21 protein-coding genes and 1 pseudogene are annotated in these 23,985 nt (G+C 64.9%); 5 read left to right on the forward strand and 17 right to left on the reverse strand.

Going from position 1 to position 23,985, the window contains the following annotated elements; all coding sequences use genetic code 11:
- Positions 1-23 precede the first annotated feature (23 nt).
- The 3 genes from potA to BM275_RS18595 are packed head-to-tail and all read left to right on the forward strand — an operon-like array spanning position 24 to position 2,967.
- Positions 24-1,175: a polyamine ABC transporter ATP-binding protein gene (potA, locus tag BM275_RS18585; protein ID WP_023445773.1), complete on the forward strand. Its 1,152-nt coding sequence runs from the start codon at positions 24-26 to the stop codon at positions 1,173-1,175.
- Complete coding sequence (locus BM275_RS18590) at positions 1,172-2,068, forward strand: ABC transporter permease subunit (RefSeq protein ID WP_090522858.1); 897 nt, start codon at positions 1,172-1,174, stop codon at positions 2,066-2,068. The genes potA and BM275_RS18590 overlap by 4 nt, the downstream gene beginning before the upstream one ends.
- Complete coding sequence (locus tag BM275_RS18595) at positions 2,065-2,967, forward strand: ABC transporter permease subunit (RefSeq protein WP_014822162.1); 903 nt, start codon at positions 2,065-2,067, stop codon at positions 2,965-2,967. The genes BM275_RS18590 and BM275_RS18595 overlap by 4 nt, the downstream gene beginning before the upstream one ends.
- A 201-nt stretch (positions 2,968-3,168) precedes the next feature.
- Here BM275_RS18595 and BM275_RS18600 read toward each other — a convergent pair whose 3' ends face one another.
- From BM275_RS18600 to BM275_RS18625, 6 genes are all read right to left on the reverse strand, one after another.
- Positions 3,169-4,425: an NnrS family protein gene (locus tag BM275_RS18600; protein ID WP_090522860.1), complete on the reverse strand. Its 1,257-nt coding sequence runs from the start codon at positions 4,423-4,425 to the stop codon at positions 3,169-3,171.
- The gene (locus BM275_RS18605) at positions 4,419-5,243 is read right to left on the reverse strand and encodes an ABC transporter ATP-binding protein (protein WP_090522862.1); all 825 of its coding nucleotides are present in this window, start codon (positions 5,241-5,243) and stop codon (positions 4,419-4,421) included. The genes BM275_RS18600 and BM275_RS18605 overlap by 7 nt, the downstream gene beginning before the upstream one ends.
- Positions 5,240-6,031 carry an ABC transporter permease gene (locus tag BM275_RS18610; protein WP_090522864.1) on the reverse strand — a complete coding sequence of 264 codons (792 nt, stop codon included), beginning with the start codon at positions 6,029-6,031 and terminating at the stop codon, positions 5,240-5,242. Before BM275_RS18610 ends, BM275_RS18605 begins: the two co-directional genes overlap by 4 nt.
- Entirely contained in the window at positions 6,028-7,020 is a 993-nt protein-coding gene (locus BM275_RS18615) for an ABC transporter substrate-binding protein (protein ID WP_090522866.1), read from the reverse strand. The genes BM275_RS18610 and BM275_RS18615 overlap by 4 nt, the downstream gene beginning before the upstream one ends.
- Positions 7,020-9,083, reverse strand: a complete 2,064-nt coding sequence (locus BM275_RS18620; protein ID WP_090522868.1) for a TonB-dependent receptor plug domain-containing protein — start codon at positions 9,081-9,083, stop codon at positions 7,020-7,022. The genes BM275_RS18615 and BM275_RS18620 overlap by 1 nt, the downstream gene beginning before the upstream one ends.
- A 115-nt stretch (positions 9,084-9,198) precedes the next feature.
- Positions 9,199-9,768 (reverse strand): DUF6436 domain-containing protein, encoded by a 570-nt coding sequence (locus BM275_RS18625; protein WP_090522870.1) that lies wholly within the window; start codon positions 9,766-9,768, stop codon positions 9,199-9,201.
- 84 nt (positions 9,769-9,852) lie between these two features.
- Here BM275_RS18625 and bipL point away from each other — a divergent pair, with 84 nt between their 5' ends.
- Positions 9,853-10,791 (forward strand): phospholipase BipL, encoded by a 939-nt coding sequence (bipL, locus tag BM275_RS18630; RefSeq protein WP_023445781.1) that lies wholly within the window; start codon positions 9,853-9,855, stop codon positions 10,789-10,791.
- A gap of 5 nt (positions 10,792-10,796) precedes the next feature.
- Here bipL and BM275_RS18635 read toward each other — a convergent pair whose 3' ends face one another.
- The gene (locus BM275_RS18635; RefSeq protein ID WP_014822154.1) at positions 10,797-11,561 is read right to left on the reverse strand and encodes a hypothetical protein; all 765 of its coding nucleotides are present in this window, start codon (positions 11,559-11,561) and stop codon (positions 10,797-10,799) included.
- 154 nt (positions 11,562-11,715) lie between these two features.
- On the opposite strand from BM275_RS18635, the gene BM275_RS18640 reads away from it, so the two are divergent.
- The gene (locus BM275_RS18640) at positions 11,716-12,324 is read left to right on the forward strand and encodes a 2OG-Fe(II) oxygenase (protein ID WP_090522872.1); all 609 of its coding nucleotides are present in this window, start codon (positions 11,716-11,718) and stop codon (positions 12,322-12,324) included.
- A 76-nt stretch (positions 12,325-12,400) separates the two neighbouring features.
- Here the strand turns inward: BM275_RS18640 and dctM are convergent, their stop codons facing one another.
- The 10 genes and pseudogenes from dctM to BM275_RS18690 all read right to left on the reverse strand — a co-directional run bounded on the left by dctM (position 12,401) and on the right by BM275_RS18690 (position 23,984).
- Positions 12,401-13,681 carry a C4-dicarboxylate TRAP transporter large permease protein DctM gene (gene dctM / locus BM275_RS18645; protein WP_090522874.1) on the reverse strand — a complete coding sequence of 427 codons (1,281 nt, stop codon included), beginning with the start codon at positions 13,679-13,681 and terminating at the stop codon, positions 12,401-12,403.
- Positions 13,681-14,307 carry a TRAP transporter small permease gene (locus tag BM275_RS18650; protein WP_023445785.1) on the reverse strand — a complete coding sequence of 209 codons (627 nt, stop codon included), beginning with the start codon at positions 14,305-14,307 and terminating at the stop codon, positions 13,681-13,683. The genes dctM and BM275_RS18650 overlap by 1 nt, the downstream gene beginning before the upstream one ends.
- Before the next feature lie 265 nt (positions 14,308-14,572).
- The gene (gene dctP, locus BM275_RS18655; protein WP_090522876.1) at positions 14,573-15,568 is read right to left on the reverse strand and encodes a C4-dicarboxylate TRAP substrate-binding protein DctP; all 996 of its coding nucleotides are present in this window, start codon (positions 15,566-15,568) and stop codon (positions 14,573-14,575) included.
- A 353-nt stretch (positions 15,569-15,921) separates the two neighbouring features.
- A pseudogene (locus BM275_RS18660) lies at positions 15,922-17,319 on the reverse strand (sigma-54-dependent transcriptional regulator); the annotation flags it as partial.
- Positions 17,316-19,124 (reverse strand): sensor histidine kinase, encoded by a 1,809-nt coding sequence (locus BM275_RS18665; protein ID WP_090522878.1) that lies wholly within the window; start codon positions 19,122-19,124, stop codon positions 17,316-17,318. The pseudogene BM275_RS18660 and the gene BM275_RS18665, both read right to left, overlap by 4 nt.
- Before the next feature lie 125 nt (positions 19,125-19,249).
- Positions 19,250-20,164 (reverse strand): dTDP-4-dehydrorhamnose reductase, encoded by a 915-nt coding sequence (rfbD, locus tag BM275_RS18670; protein WP_090522880.1) that lies wholly within the window; start codon positions 20,162-20,164, stop codon positions 19,250-19,252.
- A complete protein-coding gene (gene rfbC, locus BM275_RS18675; RefSeq protein ID WP_023445790.1) occupies positions 20,161-20,706 on the reverse strand; it encodes a dTDP-4-dehydrorhamnose 3,5-epimerase in 546 nt (181 codons plus the stop codon). Before rfbC ends, rfbD begins: the two co-directional genes overlap by 4 nt.
- The gene (gene rfbA, locus BM275_RS18680) at positions 20,703-21,575 is read right to left on the reverse strand and encodes a glucose-1-phosphate thymidylyltransferase RfbA (RefSeq protein ID WP_014822145.1); all 873 of its coding nucleotides are present in this window, start codon (positions 21,573-21,575) and stop codon (positions 20,703-20,705) included. The genes rfbC and rfbA overlap by 4 nt, the downstream gene beginning before the upstream one ends.
- Positions 21,572-22,642 carry a dTDP-glucose 4,6-dehydratase gene (rfbB, locus tag BM275_RS18685; RefSeq protein WP_090522882.1) on the reverse strand — a complete coding sequence of 357 codons (1,071 nt, stop codon included), beginning with the start codon at positions 22,640-22,642 and terminating at the stop codon, positions 21,572-21,574. Before rfbB ends, rfbA begins: the two co-directional genes overlap by 4 nt.
- A 214-nt stretch (positions 22,643-22,856) precedes the next feature.
- The gene (locus tag BM275_RS18690) at positions 22,857-23,984 is read right to left on the reverse strand and encodes an ABC transporter permease (RefSeq protein WP_014822143.1); all 1,128 of its coding nucleotides are present in this window, start codon (positions 23,982-23,984) and stop codon (positions 22,857-22,859) included.
- Position 23,985: the final 1 nt, after the last annotated feature.

The raw sequence follows: 23,985 nt of genomic DNA on the forward strand, positions 1-23,985 counted from the left end.
TTTTTCATTTCGGGAGTTCGCGCATGGCCGTTGCCTCCAGCGCCTACAAGAAAGCCCTCAGTGGCGAAAGCAAGAACAAGCAGGTGCTGCTGAAGATCGACCGCGTCACCAAGAAGTTCGACGAAACGGTGGCGGTCGATGATGTCTCGCTGAGCATCCATCAGGGCGAAATCTTCGCCCTGCTCGGTGGCTCGGGTTCGGGCAAGTCGACCTTGCTGCGCATGCTCGCCGGCTTCGAGCGGCCCACCGAGGGGCGCATCTTCCTCGATGGCCAGGACATCACCGATATGCCGCCCTACGAGCGGCCGATCAACATGATGTTCCAGTCCTACGCGCTGTTCCCGCACATGACGGTGGAGCAGAACATCGCCTTCGGCCTGAAGCAGGATGGCCTGCCGAAACAGGAAGTCGAGGCGCGGGTGAAGGAGATGCTCGGCCTGGTGCAGATGACCCAGTACGCCAAACGCAAGCCGCATCAGCTGTCGGGCGGGCAGCGCCAGCGTGTCGCCCTGGCGCGTTCGCTGGCCAAGCGGCCGAAGCTGCTGCTGCTCGATGAGCCCATGGGCGCGCTGGACAAGAAGCTGCGCTCGCAGATGCAGCTCGAGCTGGTGCAGATCATCGAGCGCGTCGGCGTGACCTGCGTGATGGTTACCCATGACCAGGAAGAGGCCATGACCATGGCCGAACGCATCGCCATCATGCATCTGGGCTGGATCGCTCAGGTCGGCAGCCCGATGGACATCTACGAGACCCCGGCAAGCCGCCTGGTCTGCGAATTCATCGGCAACGTCAACCTGTTCGACGGCGAGCTGATCGAGGACATGGGCGACCACGCCGTCATCGCCAGCCCAGGCCTTGAGAACCCGATCTACGTCGGCCACGGCATCAGTACCCGCGCGCAGGACAAACAGATCACCTACGCGATCCGCCCCGAAAAGCTGCTGATCGGCACCGAACTGCCGGAATTGGAGCGCCCCGGCTACAACTGGGCCAAAGGCGTCGTGCATGACATCGCCTATCTTGGCGGCCACTCGGTGTACTACATCAAGCTGCCGTCCGGCGGTGTGCTGCAGGCCTTCATGGCCAACGCCGAACGTCACGTGAAGCTGCCGACCTGGGAGGAAGAGGTGTACGTGTACTGGTGGGATGACAGCGGCGTGGTGTTGCAGGCATGAAGCGCTCGCCCCTGAATACCGGGCGCCGACTGGTCATCAGCGTGCCCTTCCTGTGGCTGATGCTGTTCTTTCTGCTGCCCTTCGCCATCGTCCTGAAGATCAGCTTTGCCGAAGCGGATGTGGCCATTCCGCCGTACACCGACATCTTCGCCTACGTCGACCAGCAGCTGCAGGTGCTGATCAACCTGGGCAACTACATCTTCCTCAGCGAAGACGAACTGTATCTGGCGGCCTATCTGGGCTCGCTGAAGATTGCCTTCTTCAGCACGCTGCTCTGCCTGCTGATCGGCTATCCGATGGCCTACGCCATTGCCCGTGCGCGCAAGGATCTGCAGACGGTTCTGCTGCTGCTGATCATGATGCCGACCTGGACCGCCATCCTGATTCGCGTCTACGCCTGGATGGGCATCCTCAGCAGCAACGGCATCCTCAACGGACTGTTGCAGGGCCTCGGCCTGATCGACGCGCCGTTGCAGATACTCAATACCGACGCTGCGGTATACATCGGCGTGGTCTACTCCTACCTGCCGTTCATGATCCTGCCGCTCTACGCCAACCTGGTGAAGCACGACCCGAGCCTGCTCGAGGCTGCGTCCGACCTCGGCGCGCGCAACCTCTCCAGCTTCTGGAAGATCACCGTGCCGCTGTCGAAGAACGGCATCATCGCCGGCTGCATGCTGGTGTTCATTCCGGTGGTCGGCGAGTTCGTCATCCCAGAGCTGCTCGGCGGTCCGGAGACGCTGATGATCGGCAAGGTGCTCTGGCAGGAATTCTTCAACAACCGTGACTGGCCGGTGGCCTCGGCACTGGCGGTGGTGATGCTGGCGATCCTGCTGGTGCCGATCATCCTGTTCAATCGGAACCAGGCGAAAGAGCTGGAGGGCAAGCTATGAAACGCTGGAGCTTTTCCAACCTGATCCTGGTGCTCGGGCTGCTGTTCATCTACCTGCCGATGGTCATCCTGGTCATCTACTCGTTCAATGCCTCGCGGCTGGTGACGGTGTGGGGTGGCTGGTCGCTGAAATGGTACGCCGGCCTGCTGGACAACTCCCAGCTGATGGGCGCAGTGATGCGTTCGCTGGAAGTCGCCGCCTACACCGCGATTGCCGCGGTGGCGCTCGGCACCATGGCCGCCTTTGTGCTCACGCGTATCCCGGTGTTCCGCGGCCGCACGCTGTTCGGTGGCCTGGTCACCGCGCCGCTGGTGATGCCGGAAGTGATCACCGGTCTGTCCCTGCTGCTGCTGTTCGTGGCCATGGCACAACTGATCGGCTGGCCGGCGCAACGCGGGCTGGTGACGATCTGGATCGCCCACACCACGTTCTGCTCGGCCTACGTCGCGGTAGTGGTGATGGCGCGCCTGCGCGAGCTGGACCTGTCCATCGAGGAAGCGGCGATGGACCTCGGAGCGCGGCCGTGGAAGGTGTTCTTCCTGATCACCATGCCGATGATCGCGCCCTCGCTGGCGGCCGGCGGCATGCTCTCCTTTGCCCTTTCGCTGGACGATCTGGTGCTCGCCAGCTTCGTCTCCGGGCCGGGTTCGACCACGCTGCCGATGGAGATCTTCTCCGCCGTGCGCCTGGGCGTGAAACCGGAGATCAACGCGGTGGCGAGTCTGATCCTGCTCAGCGTGTCGCTGGCGACCTTTCTCGCCTGGTACCTCAGCCGCCGGGCCGAGAAGCGCCGTATTCGCGCGATGCAGCAGGCGATGGATGAAACCGCTGGCAATCCCACCTGGCGTCAGGTGATCGACAGCCGCAAGGTGCTGGTGCCGCCCTCGGCGCATACCTGATGATGGTTTGAGCAGCAAAACGAAAAGGGCGCATCGATGCGCCCTTTTCGTTTCAGATGGAGTGTCCCCTGCCGCAGAGCGGTAGGGTGAATAACGCGAAGCTTATGCACAGCCGCGCCTTCTCCGTCCCCGAGCCCGCATTCACGGCCCGGGTTGTCTGTTCGCCTGCAGCGAATACCGCGTCCAGTTGCAGATCACCGCTCAGGTCCGGCAGCCCGAACCCGTGCTGTGTTCATCCATCGGTTCTTCACATCCCGTACCACCGTCCGGGCGCGGGCGCAGCCAGATCGGTGCCAGGTAGCGCAATGCCAGGCCAAAGACTGTCAGCCAACCGAGCCCGGCGAGCATGTTCAGCAGCGGCACGGGAGCGCCCGGCAGCCCCGCACTGGCACGCAGCAGCGCGGCGAGCACCAGCAGGCAGGTTGCGATCGGCACCCAGCGCCGCTGATCCAGTGCATAGCCACTGTGGGTACGCCCGGCGATGCACAGCACCGCGAGAATCGAGACGCCCATGGCCCCGAGTGTCAGTAGATGGCGGCCGGCGCTGCTGGCAAAGCCGTCGGCTAGCAGCGAGACACCCAGTGTGCCATAGCCCAGCGCCATCAGCCAGTACACGCTGTAGAGCATCAGCGACCAGCGCTCCAGCAGCGCTCGGCCGATGTGCCAGTCGTTGAGCAGATTGAACATGGCGGCGGCTGTGGCCAGGGCCAGCCAGCCGTTCAGCGGGGCCGGCAGTGCCAGCCATTCGGCGAGAGTGAACAGGCTGATGCAGAAGATCGCCAGGTTGCGTCGTGGCGGACGCGCGCGGTAGTCGTCGTCCACTTCATGGCCGGCATCCCGGCGTGCCTGAATGGCATCGTTGAGGATGCGCATGGAGATTCGGCTCATGGCCACCACGATCAGCACCATTATCACGCCGATGCCAGCGTACAGCCAGCGCATCGGGTATCGGCCGCCGACGGCATCGAAATGAAAGCCCACGGTCACCAGCGCCAGCGCGCCGAGTCCGCCGAAGAAGCCGTACTGCCGGCGCAGCGGGTCGCCCAGCAGTCGCGGTGCGAGCAGCACAAGCAGGGCGATGGCGAAGGCACTGTTGAACACCGCCGCCGGCCACGGCCCCATAACGCCGGAAAGCCAGAAGCTCAGCCTGGCGGCTAGCCACAGCAGTAGAAAGCCGAAACCTACCTGCCGACCGAATGCCGCGGTGGCGGTAAATTCCGGCGCCGCGGTGAGAACGAAGCCGGCGACTGCCGCCAGGCCGAAGCCGAGCAGCATTTCGTGGGCATGCCAGACCATTGGTCCACCCGGCACGCCTGGCAGCGGTATCCCGAAACCGAGAAAACCCAGCCAAAGTGCAACACCCACCACAGCCAGCAGCACGGTGGCGAGAAACAGCGGACGGAAGGTGCACAGCAGCAGCGACCAGTTGGCGAGTCGCGGCGATATGGTTTTCAGCATCGTGAGCGTGCTCTGCTGGCGAGGGGTAAGGGTGCCGCCTCGCGAATGGCGACTTTGGCAGCGTTAGGCAAGGTCTGCGGCGCGCGGGTGGCCAGGCCGAAACTCTCTCTTACGGCCGGCAACTGCAGCAGCTCGGCGGTGTGCTGATAGATCCAGATATCGCTGCGCTGCACGGCTGGCAGATCCAGTTCCAGATGGCTGACGATGCGCCCTGGTGCCGCTGCCATGACCAGAATGCGGTCGGCCAAACGCACGGCTTCCATCAGGTCGTGGGTGATCATCAGCACGCCCATGCCGCGTGCGGCCTGTTCGGCCAGCAGCAGGGCATAAAGGTCTTCCTTGAGGCCGATATCCAGTGCGGCGAAGGGTTCGTCAAGCAGCAGCAGATCCGGTTGCAGCACCAGCGCCCGCGCCAGGGACACGCGGCTCTGCATGCCGCCGGAAAGCTGGTGCGGAAACTTACCGAGATCGCCTGCGGCCAGGCCCAGGCGCAGCGCGAGGGAACTGGCCTGCTGCAGGCGTTGCTGTCGCGGCATGCCGGCCGCCTTGAGCCCCAGGGCGATGTTGTCGAGCGTGGTCTTCCACGGCAGCAGCCGCGGTTGCTGGAACATGCTGGCGGGGTTGCCGAAACCGTTGTCGATGCGTCCTTCCTGTACGTCCAGCAGTCCGGCACAGAGGTGCAGGAGGGTGGTCTTGCCGCAGCCGGAGGGGCCGACCAGGGCGACCACTTCACCCGCCGCCAGGTTGAAGTCGATGCCGCTGAAGATTTCGTCGCGGCCGAAGGCGTGGGCCAGGCCGTGGATGTGCAATTGCGTCATGAAGACACCTCGCGCCAGCGCTCGAGTTCGCGCTTGATTGGTTCCAGCAGCAGGTACTCCACCGCCAGCAGCAGGCCGACCACCGCGGTGATCCAGGCCATGGTCGCGCTGGTATCCAGGTGCGAGCGAGACACCGCCAGCGCGGCGCCGACACCATCCTGGGTGGCCAGCAGTTCGGCCATCACCACGATCTTCCAGGCCATGGCGAGCGCGGTGATCCAGGCCGGAAACAGATAGGAGACGACGTGCGGCAGATAGACATCGAGCAACAGCATCCGCCGCGGCAGGCGAAATGCCAGGGCCAGGTCCTTGAGCTGGTTGTCCAGCGTGCGTGTGCCTTGCAACGCACCGACGAACACCAGCGGAAAGCTGGCGATAAACACGGTGAACACCGGGGTGCCGTCGCTGGCGCCGAACCAGAGCATCGCCAGTACCAGCCAGGCGATTGGCGGCATGCCCATGAGCACGGTGACCAGCGGCCGCGCCATCATCGAGGCGGTCATGGAGACACCGGCGGCGAGCCCGAGCACGCTGCCGACCACTACAGACAAGGCAAAGCCGAGCAGCGCCCGGCGACTGGTGGCCAGCAGCTCCGGCCAGGCGGCCCCTTCATCGATCAGCTGGAGCAGACGGGAAAAAGTTTCCAGCGGCGCCGGCAGCACCAGCGCGCCATAGTGACTGGCGACAGCCTCCCAGGCCGCCAGCAGCAGAAACAGGCTGGCCAGCGCGCCCCAGCCGCTCCACAGGTAGCCAGGCAGGCTGGTCAACCAGCTGCGCAGCAGGCTCATGGCTGATCGCTGACTGGCGAGTAGAAGTCGTCGGCCGGCAGCTTGCCGCCGATCAGCGCCGGATTCTTCTTCAGCAGCAACTCGAACAGATACTCGACTTCCACCCGTGCGTCGGCGGCGGGCACTGCGTCCATCTGCGCCACGGCCAACGAATCGCTCACTGCTTCGGCGCTGAGCATCGGCAGATGACTGGCGACCAGCTGGCCGCAGCGCTCGGCGTTGGCGCTGCACCATTGCAGCGAGTCGGCGTAGGCCTGGGCGATTCGCGCGGCGATTTGCGGCTGGTCTTTCACGCTGGCCATCAGCGCAATACCGGCCTGCGGTATACGCGCTTCGCGCTGTAGGAGGCGGCCCCATTCCTGTTGCAAATTGACGCTGCGATACAGGTCCGGCGCGATCAGTCCCAGCGGCCCTTCGCTGGCCTTGCGCAGCGCCATGGAGATGGCCGGCTCAGCCAGCAGGGCATGATCGGTGCGGCGCATCAGCAATAGCTGCATGGCGTCGATGGGGGTGGCGACGTAGCGCAGACGCAGGTCTTTACGCACATCGATGCCGGCACGCTCGGCCAGCAGGCCGAAGAGGATGTCCGGCATGTCGCCACGGAACGGCATGGCGATCTCCTTGCCGCGCAGGTCGTCGAGGGTGCTCAGGCCCTGTTCGCGGGACACCAGCCAGAGCAGCCCCCAGGTCGAAACGTTGAGCATGCGCAGCTTGGCGCCGCGGTTGTACAGGTTGGCGGCGACGTTGACCGGCATGGCCAGCACGTCCGCCTGCTGGTTAAGCGCCAGCAGGCGCAGCTGGTCGGGATCGCGCCAGCTGACGAATTCCACCTTGTCCGCTAGGTCGTCCAGTGCGCCGGATTCGACCATGTGGATCAGCGGGTTCGATACCGACGAGGAAGGGCCGGCCAGGACCAGGCGCGGCAGCTTGTCCGCCAGCGCTGGTGCTCCAGCCGCCAGCAGAATGACCATCAGCAGATGGCGCAGCATCAGAAGCTCCCGCTCAGCGCGACGGTGATGCCGCGCCCGGGTGCTTGCAGCTCGTTACCGCTGATGCCGTCGGCCAGATGCTCGTGGTAGGCCTTGTCGAACAGGTTGCTCAGGCGCGCGTCGAGGTTGGCAGTCTGCAGCACGCCGATCCTGCCGAAGCCCCAGCCGAGGCTGGCATCGGCGGTAACGAAGCCTGCGGTACGATCCTCGCCACCGCGGGTGAACTCGGTCGCTACACGATCCTGCTCGGCGACCGCGCGCAGCTGGGCATGCCAGTAGAGGCCGCGTTCGGCCGGCTGGCCAATGCCCAGGGTCAGCTCGTGGGCCGGCATCTGGTGCAGTGGTTCGTCGTCCTGTTTGTTCTCGCCGCGCAGCCAGGTGAAGCTGCCGTCCACCACGAAGGCGCCGACACCCTTGCTGGCACTGCCTTCGAGACCGTAGATCACCACCTTGTCGAGGTTCTCGGTGCGCTTGATCGGCAGCCCGTTGGGCGCGTTGGTGCCGGTCACGCGGCCGGCGATGTAATCGTCGATGCGGGTGTGGAAGGCCGCCAGCTGATAGGTGAAATCGCCATCGCTACCCTTGAGGCCGAGCTCGAAACTGGTGGAGCGCTCCGGGTCCAGCTGCGGGTTGCCGACGTGGAAGTAGCCGTCGCCGCGCGGCGCGTCGTCGTAGCGCTCGCGCATGTCGGCGGCGCGGTAGGCCTGGCCGACGTTGGCGTAGAGGTTCAGGGTGTCAGTCAGCGGATGCAGCGCGCCCAGCGACCACGACAGGTTGTGGTCGGTGCTGTCCAGGCCGCTGGTTGTAAATGAAGGACCGTTGCCCTTGGCGCGGGCGTCAGCGCTGATGCGGTCGTAGCGGGCGCCGGCCGTCAGGCGCGTTTGGCCGAGGTCGAATTCGTCCTGCACGAACAGCCCGTAGGATTCGATCTCGGCATCCTTGAAGGGGTCGTTGCGCTGGTTGTTGTTGAAGGTCGGCGGGCCATCCACGTAGCGCTCCGGATCGCCGGTCATCTTCCAGCCGTCGACGCCCACCGTCAGCAGGTGATCGGCTACTGGCACCACCCAGCTCGAGCGCAGCCCGTGGGTGATGAAGCTGACGTCGTTGCGTACATAGTCGCGGTCGAGCCGCTCGGAGTAGGCGCGGATCTCCCGGTAGACCTCCTGACGATAGAGCTCGGTGGTCAGAGTGCCTTCACCGAGGCCGTTTTCCAGGCCGATCTGGAACAGCTCGCGCTGCTGTTCCGGCGAATGGATGGTCGCGGTGCCGAGTGGTACCGGGATGCCGGCGCCGCCGGGCTGCCCGCCGGTACGCGCCGAGCCCGGGTACCAGACGTCGCGGTCGGTGTGGCGCTGGACGTTCAGGTTGACGCTGACATCCTTGGCCAGACGCTGCTTGTACTTGAGCAGCAGGGTATCGGAGCTGTAGCCGGTGTTCTCTTCGGTACCGTTGGGGCTCTTGTAATCGTTGACCTTGCGCCCGGCAACGCCCAGCACCAGGGCATGATCGGAGCTGGAGTCGCGCAGCAGCGTAGCGCCGGTAAAGCCCTTGTCGACGCTGCTGGCGCTGGTGGAGAAGCGACCGCCGCGTTCGTCCTGCTCGGTGAAGCGTGCCTGTGGCGTGATCAGGTTGACCACCCCGCCCATGGCGCCGCTGCCGTACAGCACCGAGCCCGGACCCTTGACCACTTCGGCGCGTTCCAGCAGGCCGAGATCGAGCATGGAGGCCAGCGAGCCCTGTGGCTGGCCGGAATTGACCCGCACGCCGTCGACCATCAGCACCACGCTTTCCTTCTTCATGCCGCGCAACACCGGGTTCTGCCCCCAGGCGCCGTCGCTATGCACGGCGAGCCCGGGCTTGCCGCGGAACAGGCTGCCGACCGGCGCTGCCGTTTCGGCTGGCTGAGCCTGCAGCACCTCGATGGCTTGCGGAATGTCCCGCGTTGCGGCCTCGTAGCCCTTGGCGGTGACGACGGTTTCCTGCAGCTCCAGCGGAGCGGCGAAGGCGGACGCGCTGCTGACGGCCAGGCAGGCCAGGGCGAGTGGGTGAAGGCGGAGTATCATCGAACGGCTCCCGGATAATTCGTCGGCGGTGATGCCGACTTGGATGGGAGCAATTCTCGTTTAGGTGATAATAATTATCATTTGATCGCGATCAAGTTTACCTGTCGCAAGGGCGCTACTGCTGCCAGTCGCAGAAACAGGCCACCGCCAGCGAATGGGTGGCGCGCACCTTGCGCCCGGCCAGCACGGCATCAAGGATAGGCTCGACGAAGCTGTTGTCCGAACTGCACACCGCACCTTCACTGTAGGGGCCGATATAGACCAGCTCCCCGCTTTGATCCCAGATGCCGACAGCGGGGCTGGCCGGTAGTTGCTCGGAGCCGGGCGGGGCACTCAGCGGTTTCAGCGCTGCCAGCGGCTGCGGCAAGCGGCCCTTGCTGCCCGGCTTGCGTACTTCGTAGAAGTCCACGGGTTGTCCGGCAAAGCGCTTGAGCAGTTTTTCCAGGTGCTGCTGATTGCCGACGTTGCACGGGCATCCCGGGTCCCAGAAATGCACGAAGCGCACTGGTCCCGGGCCCTGCAGCTCGGCCGGCAGGCGAAGGGCGTCGCCGGAGAACAGCTCGGCGCGCTCGCCGTCGAAGGTGCGCAGGTAGCGCGCCTCGAACCACCAGAACGCAGCCAGCATGGCGCCGCCCCAGAGCAGGGTGATCAGTGCGGCGATCAGGTATTTGCGACGAGCACTCATGGCGGGCTCCGATGTGGGTGCGCAAGCTTGCCATGGGGCGGCGCAGAGCTGAATATCCCAGGTCAACGCAATCGAAGAATTTCCATGCCCTCGCGTATCGATCCCGAGCGCCTGCGTAACAGCCTGCCCGCCCTGTCCGAGGCGGTCGCCGCAAGCGCCGAAACTCTCCATTACCAGACCTATTACGGGCTCGACCTGCCGCATCGCACGCAGGTCCAGCGTCGCCTGGGGCGCTTTCGCGTGCATGACTACGATGTCGTCGCTCAGGCCTGGTGGCCGGAGCAGCCCCACGCCAGCCTGCTGATCCTGCACGGCTACTACGACCACATGGGCCTGTATCGCCATGTGGTCGACTGGGGACTGGAGATGGGGTTCGCCGTGCTCGCCTGCGACCTGCCGGGCCATGGGCTGTCCAGCGGTCCCCGGGCGAGCATCAACGAGTTTGCCGAATACCAGGCGGTGCTGAGCGGTCTGTTCGAACAGGCACGCCAGCTCGATCTGCCGCGTCCCTGGCACCTACTTGGCCAGAGTACCGGCGGTGCCATCGCACTGGATCACCTGTTGCATCAGGCCGAAAACCCCGACCTGGGGCGCACCATCCTGCTGGCGCCGTTGGTTCGCCCGCGCGCCTGGCTGCGCTCGCGCATCAGCTACGAGTTGCTGCGGCGCTTCGTTCAGCAGATCCCACGAACGTTCAGCGAGAACTCCGGCGACCCGGCCTTCCTCGAGTTCGTCCAGAGCCAGGACCCGCTGCAGCCGGACATCCTGCCCACAGCCTGGGTCGGCGCCCTGTCACGCTGGATTCCCCGTATCGAGGGTGCGGCTGACAGCAGGCACGCGCCGTTGATCATTCAGGGCGAGGCGGACATGACCGTGGATTGGCAGTACAACCTGCCGATTCTGCAGCGCAAGTTCCCAAGTGCTGAGGTGCTGCGACTGCCCGAGGCGCGCCACCATCTGGTGAACGAGCGCGAGGAATTGCGCCAGGCGTACTTCGACTTCCTGCGCGAGCGCCTCAGATAGCGGGATCAGATGCCCTGCTGCGGCTCCAGCTCGGCGCCGCTCATGCCAACCGCCAGGCCGGCGCGTAGCGCCTGCAGCGCGGCCTGGTAATAGGCCTTGCCTTCGTCCGACTGGGCGAATGTCACATATTCCTCCAGTTCGGCATCGGACAGGTCGCGATAGACGTACAGCAGCGTGTTGTCGAGATCGGCCTCTATCTGCTCGATCATGCGTTGGCGCTGGCTGCTCAGCAGGCTCTGCGCCTGATTGCCACCGAGCAGGCCGGGAATCATCTGGCTGAGACTGTCGGCGGCGACACCGGCCAGTGCCAGGCTGACTTCCGCGCCCGCTTCGCTGGCTGGCAGCGCCTGGGCCAAGTGGCGGATCAGCAGTTGTCGGTTGCTGCCGGCTTCCACCCGCGGCAGGCCGGCGGCGTGCTTGGCCAGCTGTTCGCGCCGTGCGGCGAGCACTTCGGCCGAGACGATCTTGCGTCCCAGGGTCGACTGGAAGAATTCCAGCGCCGGCTGCGGCTCGGCCAGGTTGCCGCGCAATGCCTGCTGCGCGCGCTGGTCGATGGCATGGGCGGCGAAGCGGCGGTTGCTGTTGGTCACCAGTGCCTGGAATACCGCCGGTGGCAGGGTGTCCTTGTAGCGTTGCTGGGCCGCGGTCAGGGCATCGCCGAAATTGGCGCGCTGTTCGGTCCAGCCGGCGGTTTCGTAGAGTTCCTGATAGGTGTCGGCGAAGCTGCTGACGCTCAAGGTCAGCAGTACACAGGTCAAGAGGGCGCGCATGGAAGCTCCTGTCTGGCGGGCGGTTCATTTTCCGTGCGTCGACGCGTGCTTGTCGAGGCGCACGGTTACTGCTGCCATTTGGCGCAGCGACGCAGCTTGTAGCGGAGTCTCAACAGACCCTAGACTCCTGCGGTATCACTTCGGAGTCACTTCCTTGCCGTTCTCTTCGATCATCGACGACCTGGCCGAGCGCGGCTGGTCGGTGCAGAGTTCTTTCCTTCCCAGTGATGTGACCCACAAGCTGGCCGACGAGTGCCGCAGGCGGGACGCCGAGGGTGCGCTGGCACCGGCAGGGGTCGGCCGCGGCGAGGCGCAGGCGGTGCGCGAAGGCATTCGCAGCGACCATATCCAGTGGCTCGAACCGGGCCAGTCTGCAGTCTGCGACGACTATCTCGAACTCATGGACGGCTTGCGCCAGCAGCTTAACCGCGAGCTGTTCCTCGGGCTGGAAGAGTTCGAGTGCCATTTCGCCTTCTACCCGCCGGGCGCCTTCTATCAGACGCACCTGGACCGCTTTCGCGATGACGACAGCCGCTCGGTGACCGCCGTGCTCTATCTGAACCCGGACTGGCAGCCCGGCCATGCCGGCGAACTGCGCATGCACATGCCCGACGGCTCGCAACTGGACGTCCCACCGCTGGCGGGTAATCTGGTGGTCTTTCTCTCTGGCGATTTCCCCCACGAAGTGCTGGTCACCCAGGCCGACCGCCTGTCGCTGACCGGCTGGTTCCGTCGGCGGCCGGCGGACGTGCTGGCGCTCTGACGAGCCCGCGTCGACATTCGCGCGGACGAAAAAAAGCCCGGCGCAGGCCGGGCTAAAGGGAAGTAACTGCTTCGGGCTACATGCCGAGCATGTTCGGCAGCGCCAGAGAGATCGACGGCACGTAGGTGATCACCACCAGGAAGCTCAGCATCAGTGCCAGCCATGGCAGCACCGCGCGAATCACCTGGGTCACCGGCATGCCCGTCACCGCTGAGGCGACGAACAGATTCAACCCCACCGGTGGCGTTATCAATCCGATCTCCATGTTCACCACCATGATGATGCCAAGGTGGATCGGGTCAATGCCCAGCTGTATGGCAATCGGGAACAGGATCGGCGCCAGGATCAGGATGATCGCCGACGGCTCCATGAAGGCGCCGGCCACCAGCAGCACGATGTTCACCACCAGCAGGAACATCCACGGCTGCAGACCTGCCTCGATGACCCAGGCAGTGATCGCCTGCGGAATCTGCTCGGTGGTCAGCACGTGGGCGAAGAGCATGGCGTTGGCGATGATGAACATCAGCATGATGCTCAGCTTGCCCGACTCCAGCAGTACCTTCGGGCATTCGCGCAGCTTGAGGTCCTTGTAGACGAAGATCGCGACGAAGGCCGAATACACCGCCGCGACCGCTGCCGCTTCGGTGGGCGTGAACATGCCCGAGTAGATGCCGCCGAGGATGATCACCATCAGCAGCAGGCCCCAGACCGCCTTGCGCGCGGCGGACAGCCACTCGCGGAAGCTGGCGCGCGGCAGTGCCGGCAGGTTCTTCTTCACCGCGATGATGTAGATCGCCAGCATCAGCGCGCCGCCGAGCATGATGCCCGGGACGACACCGGCCATGAACAGCTTGCCCACCGAGGTCTCGGTAGCCGCGGCGTAGACCACCATGACCACCGACGGTGGGATCAGGATGCCCAGGGTACCAGCGTTACAGACGATGCCGGCGCCGAAGGCCTGCGGATAACCGGAGCGCACCATGCCGGCGATGGCGATGGAGCCCACCGCGGCCACGGTGGCTGGCGACGAGCCGGACAGCGCTGCGAAGAGCATGCACGCCAGCACCGCACCGATCGCCAGGCCGCCACGGATGTGGCCGACACAGGCGTTGGCGAAGTCGATCAGGCGACGCGCCACGCCGCCGGTGGTCATGAAGGCGCCGGCCAGGAGGAAGAACGGGATCGCCAGCAGGGTGTAGTGCTCGGAGGTCTCGAACAGCTTGATCGCCAGCGAGCGCACCGAGTCCTGGCTGAAGATCATGATGGTCAGGGAGCCGGCCAGGCCGAGGGATACGGCCACCGGCACGCCGATGAACATCAGCACGAAGAGAGCGACGAACAGGAACAGGATGGTCATTACTTGGGCTCCTCTTCGCCGTGCTTGAGCGCATCGGCCGCTTCATCGGCGAGGCCGAGGCCGGTCTGCTCGTTGCGCAGGATGCGCACGAAGATTTCGGCGAAACGGATGAACACCATGGCGAAGCCGAACGGCACGATCATGCCGATGTGCCATTGCTTGACGCCGACATGGCCCAGGTCTTCCGCGCCGATGTTGGCAACGAACAGCGCCTGGATCCACTCGAAGCTGGCCACGGTCAGCAGACCGGCGTAACCCAGGCAGAGCAGGCAGGCGATGATGCCGATGACGCGCTGGATGTGTCGCGGCGCCAGCTTCACCAGTGCATCGACACCGATGTGGCCGGCGGTGCGCACGCCATAGGCGAGGCCGGAGAAGATCAGCCAGGCGAACAGCGCCTTGGTCAGCGCGGTGCTCCAGGTCATGGACTGGGCCAGGCCGATGATGAAATCACCGATGGCGAACCAGAAGTCGGCGCTTCCCTCGAACCGGTCGCCCAGGTCGTAGAAAAGTGTGTAGAGGTTGTTGAGGATCACGTAGACGAAGGTCACCAGTGTCATGGCGGCCAACAGAAAGGCGATGAAACCTTCCTCGAAGTGGTCCCAGACGCGCCAGAGGGCGTTCATGGATGACATCTCCCGATGGACTGCTTGTTGTATCGAAGGCAGCACGGAGGTGCGCCGTGAACCAGCCGGTGCAGGCTGGGAGACAGAGCAATGAAAAACTCTTGTTGTCGCCATCGAAGCGGCTCAGCCCGGGATCGCCTTGGCCTGACCTGTCTGCCCTTGGTGCGGGCTTCGTCTTCGCTAGCTGCTTTGTTTTTTCACTGAGCTGTCGGGTATCGCTGGGTGGTGCAGCAAAGGGGCGGAGTGTCCGCCCCTCGGCAAAGGCTTATTTAGCCTGGTTGGCAGCTTCGGCAGCCTTGATCAGGTCAGCACCGATTTCGCCTTCGAACTTCTTCCAGACCGGCTTCATTGCTTCGCGCCACTTGGCACGCTCTTCCGGCGTCAGCTCAAGGATTTCAGTAGTGCCGGCGGCAAGAATGTCAGCCTTGGCCTTCTGGTTCAGGGCGTCGGCCTGCTTGTTCACTTCAACAGTGACTTCTTCCACGATCTTTTCCAGCTCGCCACGTACATCGGCAGGCAGGCCGTCCCAGAACTTGGTGTTGGTGATCAGCATGTAGTCCAGCAGGCCATGGTCGGACTCGGTGATGTGCTTCTGCACTTCGTGCATCTTCTGCGAGTAGATGTTCGAGTAGGGGTTCTCGGCACCGTTGACCACGCCGGTCTGCAGGCCCTGGTAAACCTCGGCGAAGCTCATCTTGCGCGGGTTGGCACGCAGCGCCTTGAACTGCTCGTCCAGCACTGCAGAAGCCTGTACGCGGAACTTCAGGCCGCGCGCGTCTTTCGGCTCACGCAGTTCCTTGTTGGCCGACAGCTGCTTCATGCCGTTGTGCCAGTAGCCCAGGCCGGTGATGTTCTTGTCTTCCATGGAACGCAGCAGGCCTTGACCAGCTTCGCTCTTCTGGAAGCGGTCGACTGCCGCGATGTCGTCGAACAGGAATGGCAGGTCGAAGACCTGAACGCCCTTGGAGTAGTGTTCGAACTTGGCCAGCGACGGAGCGATCAGCTGAACGTCGCCCAGCAGCAGGGCTTCCATTTCCTTGCCATCACCGAACAGCGAGGAGTTCGGGTAAACCTGCACCTCGACCTTGCCGGGCAGACGCTCTTCCACCAGTTTCTTGAACATCAGGGCGCCCTGGCCTTTCGGCGTGTTTTCGGCGACCACGTGCGAGAACTTGATGGTGATCGGGTCAGCCGCGTGGGCCAGACCGGCGATGCTCAGCGACAGGGCGCATGCCAGCGCCTTGGCAGTCAGTTTGAACATTGATGTTTCCTCTTGTTGTGGGTGGGAGGCCACACGGCATCCCGGCAGTAACCAGCTGGACAAGTCTAGGCGCTGAAGCCCGGGTGCGATGCTCTATCGCGACTCGTTCCGTCCGGTTCATTGAGTTTCAGGAGCAATGCCTGTGCCAAGAGCTGGCAGAGCCGCCTGAGGGCAGCGAGTTTACCCAGCAATAGATGAAGGTTTGAATGGCCAATTGCCAACAAGCGCGTCTAGGTCGCACCTTAGCGCGGGATCGCCGGTGCTGGCGCGGGCCACGCACGTGCCGTGGTCTGTGCCGGCGAGTTCGACCCTTGGCCAGCATCGAAGATGGCGGATTTCCGCCATCTAGTCGTTTCATCGGGCGAGCTTCCGCCAACATCGGTAAAACTCAGCCCGTGCTTGCGCAGCTTGTCGTGCAGGGTCTTACGCGGCAGGCCCAGCGCTTCGGCGACGCTGCGCAGCGAGCCATGCGGGCGATTCAGCTCATCGGCGATCAGTGCGCGCTCGAAGGCCTCGACCTGCTCGCTCAGATTGCCACCTCCGGCTATCCCGGCAGCCGGTTCGCCGGCCGACTGGTCGAGCCCCAGGCCAAGGCCCAGGCCAAGGCCCAGGGCGAAGCGCTCGGCGGTGTTCTGCAGCTCGCGCACGTTGCCAGGCCAGGCGTGACGTAGCAGTGCAGCGCGTTGTTCCGGCTGCAGCTCCCGGATCGGCAGACCGTGGCGCTGGGCGGCGGCTTCGGCGAAATGCTGGAACAACAGCAGGATGTCCTCGTTGCGCTCGCGCAGCGACGGAATTCGCAGCGGCGCGACGTTGAGCCGGTAATACAGGTCGGCACGGAACCGGCCCTGATCCGCGGCCACCCGCAGGTCCTCCTTGGTCGCGGCGATGACCCGGATATCCAGGGCGATCGACTGGTTGCCGCCGAGCCGTTCGACCACCCGCTCCTGCAGCAGGCGCAGCAGCTTGACCTGCACATCCAGGCTCATGCTCTCGATCTCGTCGAGGAACAGCGTGCCGCCGTTGGCGAACTCGAACTTGCCGATGCGCCGCTTCTGCGCGCCGGTGAAGGCGCCCGGCTCGTGGCCGAACAGTTCGCTTTCCACCACCGATTCGGCGAGCGCCCCGGCGTTGATCGCGACGAAGGGGCCGTTGCGCCGGCTGGACAGGTCGTGCAGCGCCCGGGCAACCACCTCCTTGCCCGCGCCCGTCTCGCCGAGAATCAGCACATCGGCCTGGGTCCCGGCCAGCGCGCCGATCTGTTCGCGCAGGCGCAGCATCGCCTGGGATTGTCCGAGCAGGCGCGCCGACAGCTGCTGCCGGTCGGCCAGGGCCAGGCGCAGGGAGCGGTTGTCCAGTACCAGTTGGCGTAGCGCCAGGGCACGACGCACGCTGTCCAGCAGCGCTTCGCTGGGGAAGGGTTTTTCCAGGAAATCGTAAGCGCCGGCGCGCATCGCCTGCACCGCCAGCTGAATATCACCGTGCCCGGTGATGAGGATCACCGGCATCTCGCTGTCGCGCGTGCGCAGCTGTTGCAGCAGCTCCAGGCCATCGATGCCGGGCATGCGAATGTCGCTGACCACCACGCCTGGCCAGTCCGCTGGCAGCCGCGCGGCCAGGTCGCGGGCATCGCCCAGGCTGACGACCTTGAGACCGGCCAGGTCGAGGGTCTGGCTCAATGCCTGACGCAGGTGCGGATCGTCGTCGATCAGCAGCACCTGCGCCTGGGCGTTGATCGGCTGGTCACTGCTCATTGAAAATGGTCCTCGGTGGGGAAGGCGACGCCAGGCTCGGCGCAACGCAGAAACAGGCCGAGCTGCGCACCACCCTCGGGATGGTTGCTCATGCGCAGCTCACCGCCCAGGGCGCGGGTGAGGATATCGCAGATCGCCAGGCCGAGGCCCAGCCCCTGCGCGCTGGTCTTGGTGGTGAAGAACGGCTCGCGGGCACGCTGCAGCGCTTCCTCGCTGAAGCCCGGGCCGTTGTCGCGCAGGCTGAGCAACACGCCGTCACCCTGCAGCTCGGCGCGCAGCCAGATGCGTCGCGGCTGCGGCCGCTCGGCCAGCGCATCGAGGGCGTTGGCCAGCAGGTTGGCGAGGATCTGCCGCAGCCGCGTCTCGCCGGCCTGCACCCACAGGGTGGCCTCCGGCAGGTCGCGGATCAGCTCCACGCCCATTGCCTGGCGGCGCTTGGCGAGCAGGGCCAGGGCGTCGTCCAGCGCAGGCTGCAGCGCGACCCGCTCCGGCGCGTGCTGGTCGCGACGGGCGAAGGCGCGCAGGTGGGCGATGATCGACGCCATGCGCGCGGTCAGTTCACTGATCAGCCGCAGATTGTCGCGGGCTTCGGCGTTGCGCTGCTGGTCGAGCAGCACCCCGGCGTTGTCGGCATAGCTGCGGATCGCCGCCAGCGGCTGGTTGAGTTCGTGGCTGATGCTCGCCGACATGGTGCCCAGCGCCGACAGCTTGCCGGCCTGCAGCAGTTCGTCCTGGGCGCGCACCAGCTCCTGCTGGGCCTGCTCGCGCTCCAGTACCTCGACCTTGAGCCGGCTGTTCAGCGCTTCCAGATCACGGGTGCGTTCCAACACGCGCTGTTCGAGCTGCTGGCGCGCCTGGGTATCGAGGGCGAGCCGCTCAAGGAAATGGCGGCGGCGCTGCATCAGCAGGCCGATCCAGAGCAGCAGGGCGAGCAGTGTGGCAGCGCCGATGGCGACCACGGTGCGCACCGGTCGCTCGATCAGGTTGATCGGCGCGAGGATGCGCACCGTCCAGCCGGTCTCCTTGAGCTCACGGCTCTGGATCAGCCAGGCATCGATGTCCAGCGTCAGGTCCTGCGGATAGAGGGTTGGATAGGGCTGATCGAAGGCGATCTGTTCGCGCTCGTCGACGCCCAGCCCGCGGGTCGCGCGGAAACGCCACTCCGGGCGCGAGGTGAGAATCACCACGCCGAAGTTGTCGGTCACCAGCAGCTGCTCCGGGGTGTTGCCCCAGAGCGTCTCGGTATGGTCGAGGTCGACCTTGACCACCAGCACGCCGAGGATGCCGCGCTCGTCGCGCACGGCGGCGCCGAAGTAGTAACCGCGCTTGCCGGAGGTGGTGCCAAGGCCGAAGAAGCGGCCGAGGCGCCCTTCCATGGCCTGGCGAAAATACGGGCGGAAGGCGAAGTTGCGGTCGACGAAGCTGTCTTCCTCGTCCCAGTTGGAGGCCGCCAGGGTATTGCCGTCCGTGTTCATCAGATAGATCACGTCGGCCCCGGTCTGGTTGCGCAGGCGTTTGAGCAGGCGATTGGCATTGTCCCGCACGGCCGGCGCTTCTGCCTGCTGCAGGACGGCGCGCAACGCCGGCAGGTCGCCGAGGATGCGCGGCAGCACCTCGTAGCGGTTCAGCGTGCCGAGCAGGTTGGCGACGTAGAGGTCGAGGGTCTGGCGATTCTGCTCGGTCAGCTCGTTGCGGTAGTAGCGCTCGGCGAGCTGCTGCAGCGGCCAGAGCAGAGGCGCAAGCAGCAAGGCCAGCAGGGCGAGGTTGCGCCAGCGAGGGCGGCGGGGTGGATGCAGTGCAGTCATGCGTGGGCGCCTGGATGTCGGGCGCATTATGCACGCAGAGCGTGCCGGCGTTCAGCGTCGCTTATCGAGCTGGCCGGATCGGAGCAGAGTGGCAGAGGCAGCCGTGAGGCCTAGCCGCTGTTGCCTCAGCGGCCGGCTGCAGCGGTCTGGGGCGCGTTCGCCGTATCGAAGTGCCGGGATTGGGCAAGGCACTCGTGCAGTGCCGTCTCCCAGTCCGGCAGGCGGATGCCCCAGTCCTGTTGCAGGCGTGCGCAGTTCAGGCGGGAGTTGAGCGGACGCTGGGCGGCGGTCGGGTAGTCCTTGGACAGGATCGGCGTGATCTCGGCGCGCAGGCGGCCCTGCTGGCGAAGCTGCTCGGTAATGCTGCAGGCGAAGCCGTACCAGGAGGTCTCGCCGCTGGCGGTGAGGTGATACAGACCGCTGGGGCCTGCCTCGCCCGCACTTCGCTTGCGTACCATTTCTGCCGTGGTGCGGGCGATGGTGGCGGCCCAGGTCGGCGCGCCGATCTCGTCGCTGACCACCGACAGCGCATCGCGCTCCTGCAGCAGGCGCTGCATAGTCAGCAGGAAGTTCTTGCCGTGCTGCGAGTAAACCCAGCTGGTACGCAGGATCAGGTATTCGCCACCGACCGCCTGAATCGCTTGTTCGCCGGCCAGCTTGCTCGCGCCGTAGACGCTAAGCGGTTGCGGTACGTCCGCTTCGCAGTAGGGTTCGCCCTTGCGACCGTCGAACACATAGTCGGTGGAATAGTGGATCAGCGGCACGCCAAGACGTGCAGCCTCTTCGGCGAGCACCTGTGGCCCGCGTGCGTTGACCGCGAAGGCCAGTTCACGGTGGCTTTCCGCCGGATCGACGGCGGTGTAGGCCGCCGCATTGATGATCAGATCCGGCCGCAACAGGCGTACCTGCTCGCGAACCTGATCCGAGTCGGACAGATCCAGTGCGTTGTGCCCAAGCGCCAGCAGCTTGCCGGCGCCTGCCAGCTCCAACTGCAGCTCACGGGCGAGTTGCCCCTTGCTGCCGGTGATCAGGATTTTCATGGAAACAGCTCCGCATCGCTGAGGCGCTTGCCAGCCTGGTCCTTCGCGGACAGTTGTGGTGCTTCGTCGAACGGCCATTCGATGCCGAGCTCAGGATCGTTCCACAACAGGCTGCGCTCGTGCTCCGGCGCGTAGTAGTCGGTGGTCTTGTAAAGGAACTCGGCAGTTTCGCTGAGCACCACGAAGCCATGCGCGAAACCTTCGGGGATCCACAGCTGGTGCTGGTTCTGCGCACTCAGGTGAGTGCCGAACCAGCGTCCGAAGCTCGGTGAGCTCTTGCGCAGATCGACAGCGACGTCGAACACCTCGCCGGCCACCACGCGCACCAGTTTCCCCTGCGGCTGCTGGATCTGGTAGTGCAGACCGCGCAGCACGCCGCGCTGGGATTTGGAGTGGTTGTCCTGGACGAACTGGCGCTTGAGCCCCGTGGCCGCTTCGAAAGCGGCCGCGTTGAAGCTCTCGTAGAAGAAACCGCGTTCGTCGCCGAAGACCTTGGGCTCGATGATCAGTACGTCGGGAATGCTGGTTTCGACGACCTTCATGCGTCTTCACCCGCCAGCTTGAACAGGTACTGGCCGTAGCCGGTCTTGCCCAGAGCGTCGGCGCGGCGCAGCAGCTGCTCGCGGTCGATCCACTTGTTCTGGTAGGCGATCTCTTCCAGACAGGCGACCTTCAGACCCTGGCGATGCTCGATGGTCTGCACGTACTGCGAGGCTTCCAGCAGGCTGTCGTGGGTACCGGTGTCGAGCCAGGCGAAGCCACGGCCGAAGCGCTCGACGTTGAGGTCGCCGCGTTCGAGGTAGGCCATATTGACGTCGGTGATCTCCAGCTCGCCGCGTGGCGAGGGCTTGATCGACTTGGCGATCTCGATGACGTCGTTGTCGTAGAAGTACAGGCCGGTCACCGCGTAGCTGGACTTCGGCTTCTTCGGCTTCTCTTCGATGGACAGTGCCTTGCCGCTCTCATCGAAGTCGATGACGCCGAAGCGCTCCGGGTCCTTGACCCAGTAGCCGAACACCGTGGCGCCGCTTGGCTGGGCCGCGGCACGCTGCAGCTTCTCGGTGAAGTGCTGGCCGTGGAAGATGTTGTCGCCGAGGATCAGGCACACCGAATCATCGCCGATGAATTCTTCACCGATCAGGAAGGCCTGCGCCAGGCCATCCGGCGAGGGCTGCTCGGCATAGCTGAAGTTGACCCCGAACTGGCTACCGTCGCCCAGCAGGTTCTTGTACTGAGGCAGGTCCTGCGGGGTGGAAATCAGCAGGATGTCGCGGATGCCAGCGAGCATCAGCACCGAAATCGGGTAGTAGGCCATCGGCTTGTCGTAGATCGGCAAGAGCTGCTTGGATACGCCAAGGGTGATGGGGTGCAGACGGGTGCCGGAGCCTCCGGCGAGGATGATTCCTTTCATGCGTTCTCCAGGGCGCCAAGGCGCTCGCGTTGATAGCTGCCGTCCTGAACGCGACGGCACCATTCGAGGTTTTCCAGGTACCACTGCACGGTCTTGCGCAGGCCGGTCTGGAAGGTTTCCTGCGGCACCCAGCCGAGCTCGCGCTCGATCTTGCTGGCGTCGATGGCGTAGCGCAGGTCGTGGCCCGGGCGATCCTTGACGAAGGTGATCAGGTCTTCATAGCGCGCAAGCCCGGCAGGCTTGCTCGGCGCCAGCTCTTCCAGCAGTGCGCAGATACCGCGCACCACCTCGATGTTCTTCTGCTCGTTGTGGCCGCCGATGTTGTAGGTCTCGCCGACCACACCTTCGCTGACCACCTTGAACAGCGCGCGGGCGTGGTCTTCGACGAACAGCCAGTCGCGGATCTGCGAGCCATCGCCGTAGACCGGCAGCGGCTTGCCATCGAGGGCATTGAGGATGACCAGTGGGATCAGCTTCTCGGGGAAGTGATACGGGCCATAGTTGTTCGAGCAGTTGGTGATCAGCACCGGCAGCCCGTAGGTACGCTGCCAGGCGCGGACCAGGTGATCCGACGAGGCCTTGCTGGCCGAGTAGGGCGAGCTGGGCGCGTAGGGTGTGGTCTCGGTGAACAGGTCGTCGACGCCATGCAGGTCGCCGTAGACCTCGTCGGTGGAGATGTGGTGGAAGCGGAAGGCCTCGCGACGCTCGACCGGCAGGCTCTGCCAGTAGGCGCGGGTGGCCTCGAGCAGCTGATAGGTGCCGACGATGTTGGTCTGGATGAATTCGGCCGGGCCGTCGATGGAGCGGTCGACGTGGGACTCGGCGGCCAGATGCATGATGGCGTCCGGCTGGAACTCCAGCAGCGCCTCGCTGACCCGCTCACGATCGGCGATGTCGGCCTGGAGGAACTGATAGCGCGGGTTGTCTTCCACGGCTGCCAGCGACTCCAGGTTGCCGGCATAGGTCAGTTTGTCCAGGTTGAGCACGCTGTGCTCGGTATCGAGAATGAGATGGCGGATCAGTGCGGAGCCGATGAATCCGGCTCCGCCAGTAACGAGAATGCGCATAGTGATGGGGCTTCCTTGGCGCGCTGTCGAGCGTCAGGCTCTTAGCATGTCGGCACGATAGACCGGCCACTGATACAAAAATTCCCGAGCGCTTCGGGGCGTTGGGTAACCGTGTGGTTACCAACATAAACACAGGATGCTGGCGTGATGCCATAAAGCTCTGGAATAGAGCGGTTGGCCTGGCGACGCGGGCGTATTGAAGGAAGCGTAGCCGCTAGCGCAACGACACCCGTAGTCGCGATAGCGCGCCAAGAAAGAACACCGTGCCGATCACGCCCAGCGCGAGCAGCTGTGGCCAGACGATGGACGGGCCGGCGCTGCGGAAAAGGATCGCCTGCGCCAGTTCGACGAAATGCGTTGTCGGCGCCACCAGCATGATGTTCTGCACCAGCTCGGGCATGCTCTCGCGCGGCGTCACCCCACCGGAGAGGATCTGCAGCGGGATCAGCGTGAGGATCACCAGCAGGCCCAGCTGCGGCATGGAGCGCGCCACCGTGCCGAAGAAGATGCCCATGGAGGTGGCGGCGAACAGGTGCAGCGCCGCGCCGCCGGCGAACAGCCACAGCGAGCCCTGGATCGGGATGTCCAGCCAGCCTTCTACCACGAAGCGCAGGGCGAACGCGGCTGCGGCCAGCACCACCAGGCCCATCGCCCAGACCTTGCCGACCATGATTTCGAATGGCGTCACCGGCATCACCAGCAGGTGCTCGATGGTGCCGTGTTCGCGCTCGCGGATCAGCGCCGCGCCGGTGAGGATGATCGCCAGCATGGTGATCTGGTTGATCACCTCGTTCACCGCGCCGAACCAGGCGCGGCTCAGGTTGGGGTTGAACGCGGTGCGCACCACCGCCTCGACTGGCAAGGCATCGCTGCTGCGGTAGCGGCGGACGAACTCGGCGGTCTCGCTGGCGATGATCTGCTGGATATGCCCGGCGCCGGTGAACGCCTGGCTGACCTGGGTGGCATCGACGTTGAGCTGGATGGTCGGCTGGCGGCCGGCGAGCAGGTCCTGCTGGAAGCGCGGCGGAATGTTCAGGGTGAAGGTGTAGAGGCCATCGTCCATGCCGCTGTCCATTTCCTGCAGGCTGATCGCTTTCGGCTCGATGAAATAGGGCAGTTGAAAGGCGTTGATGATGCGCAGCGAGGCTTGCGAGCGATCCTCGTCGACCACCGCGATGCTCGCCCGGTGCGGTGCCTCAGGCACAGCGGTGGCACCTTCGTAGATGGCCAGGGTGAACGAATAGATGATCAGCACCAGCATCGCCGGGTCGCGGTAGAGGCTGCGCAGCTCCTTGAGGCCGAGCTGGAAGATGTTGCCGAGTTTGCGTCGCAGGCCGCCCATG

This window comes from Stutzerimonas kunmingensis, from assembly GCF_900114065.1.
GTDB classification, from domain to species: domain Bacteria; phylum Pseudomonadota; class Gammaproteobacteria; order Pseudomonadales; family Pseudomonadaceae; genus Stutzerimonas; species Stutzerimonas kunmingensis.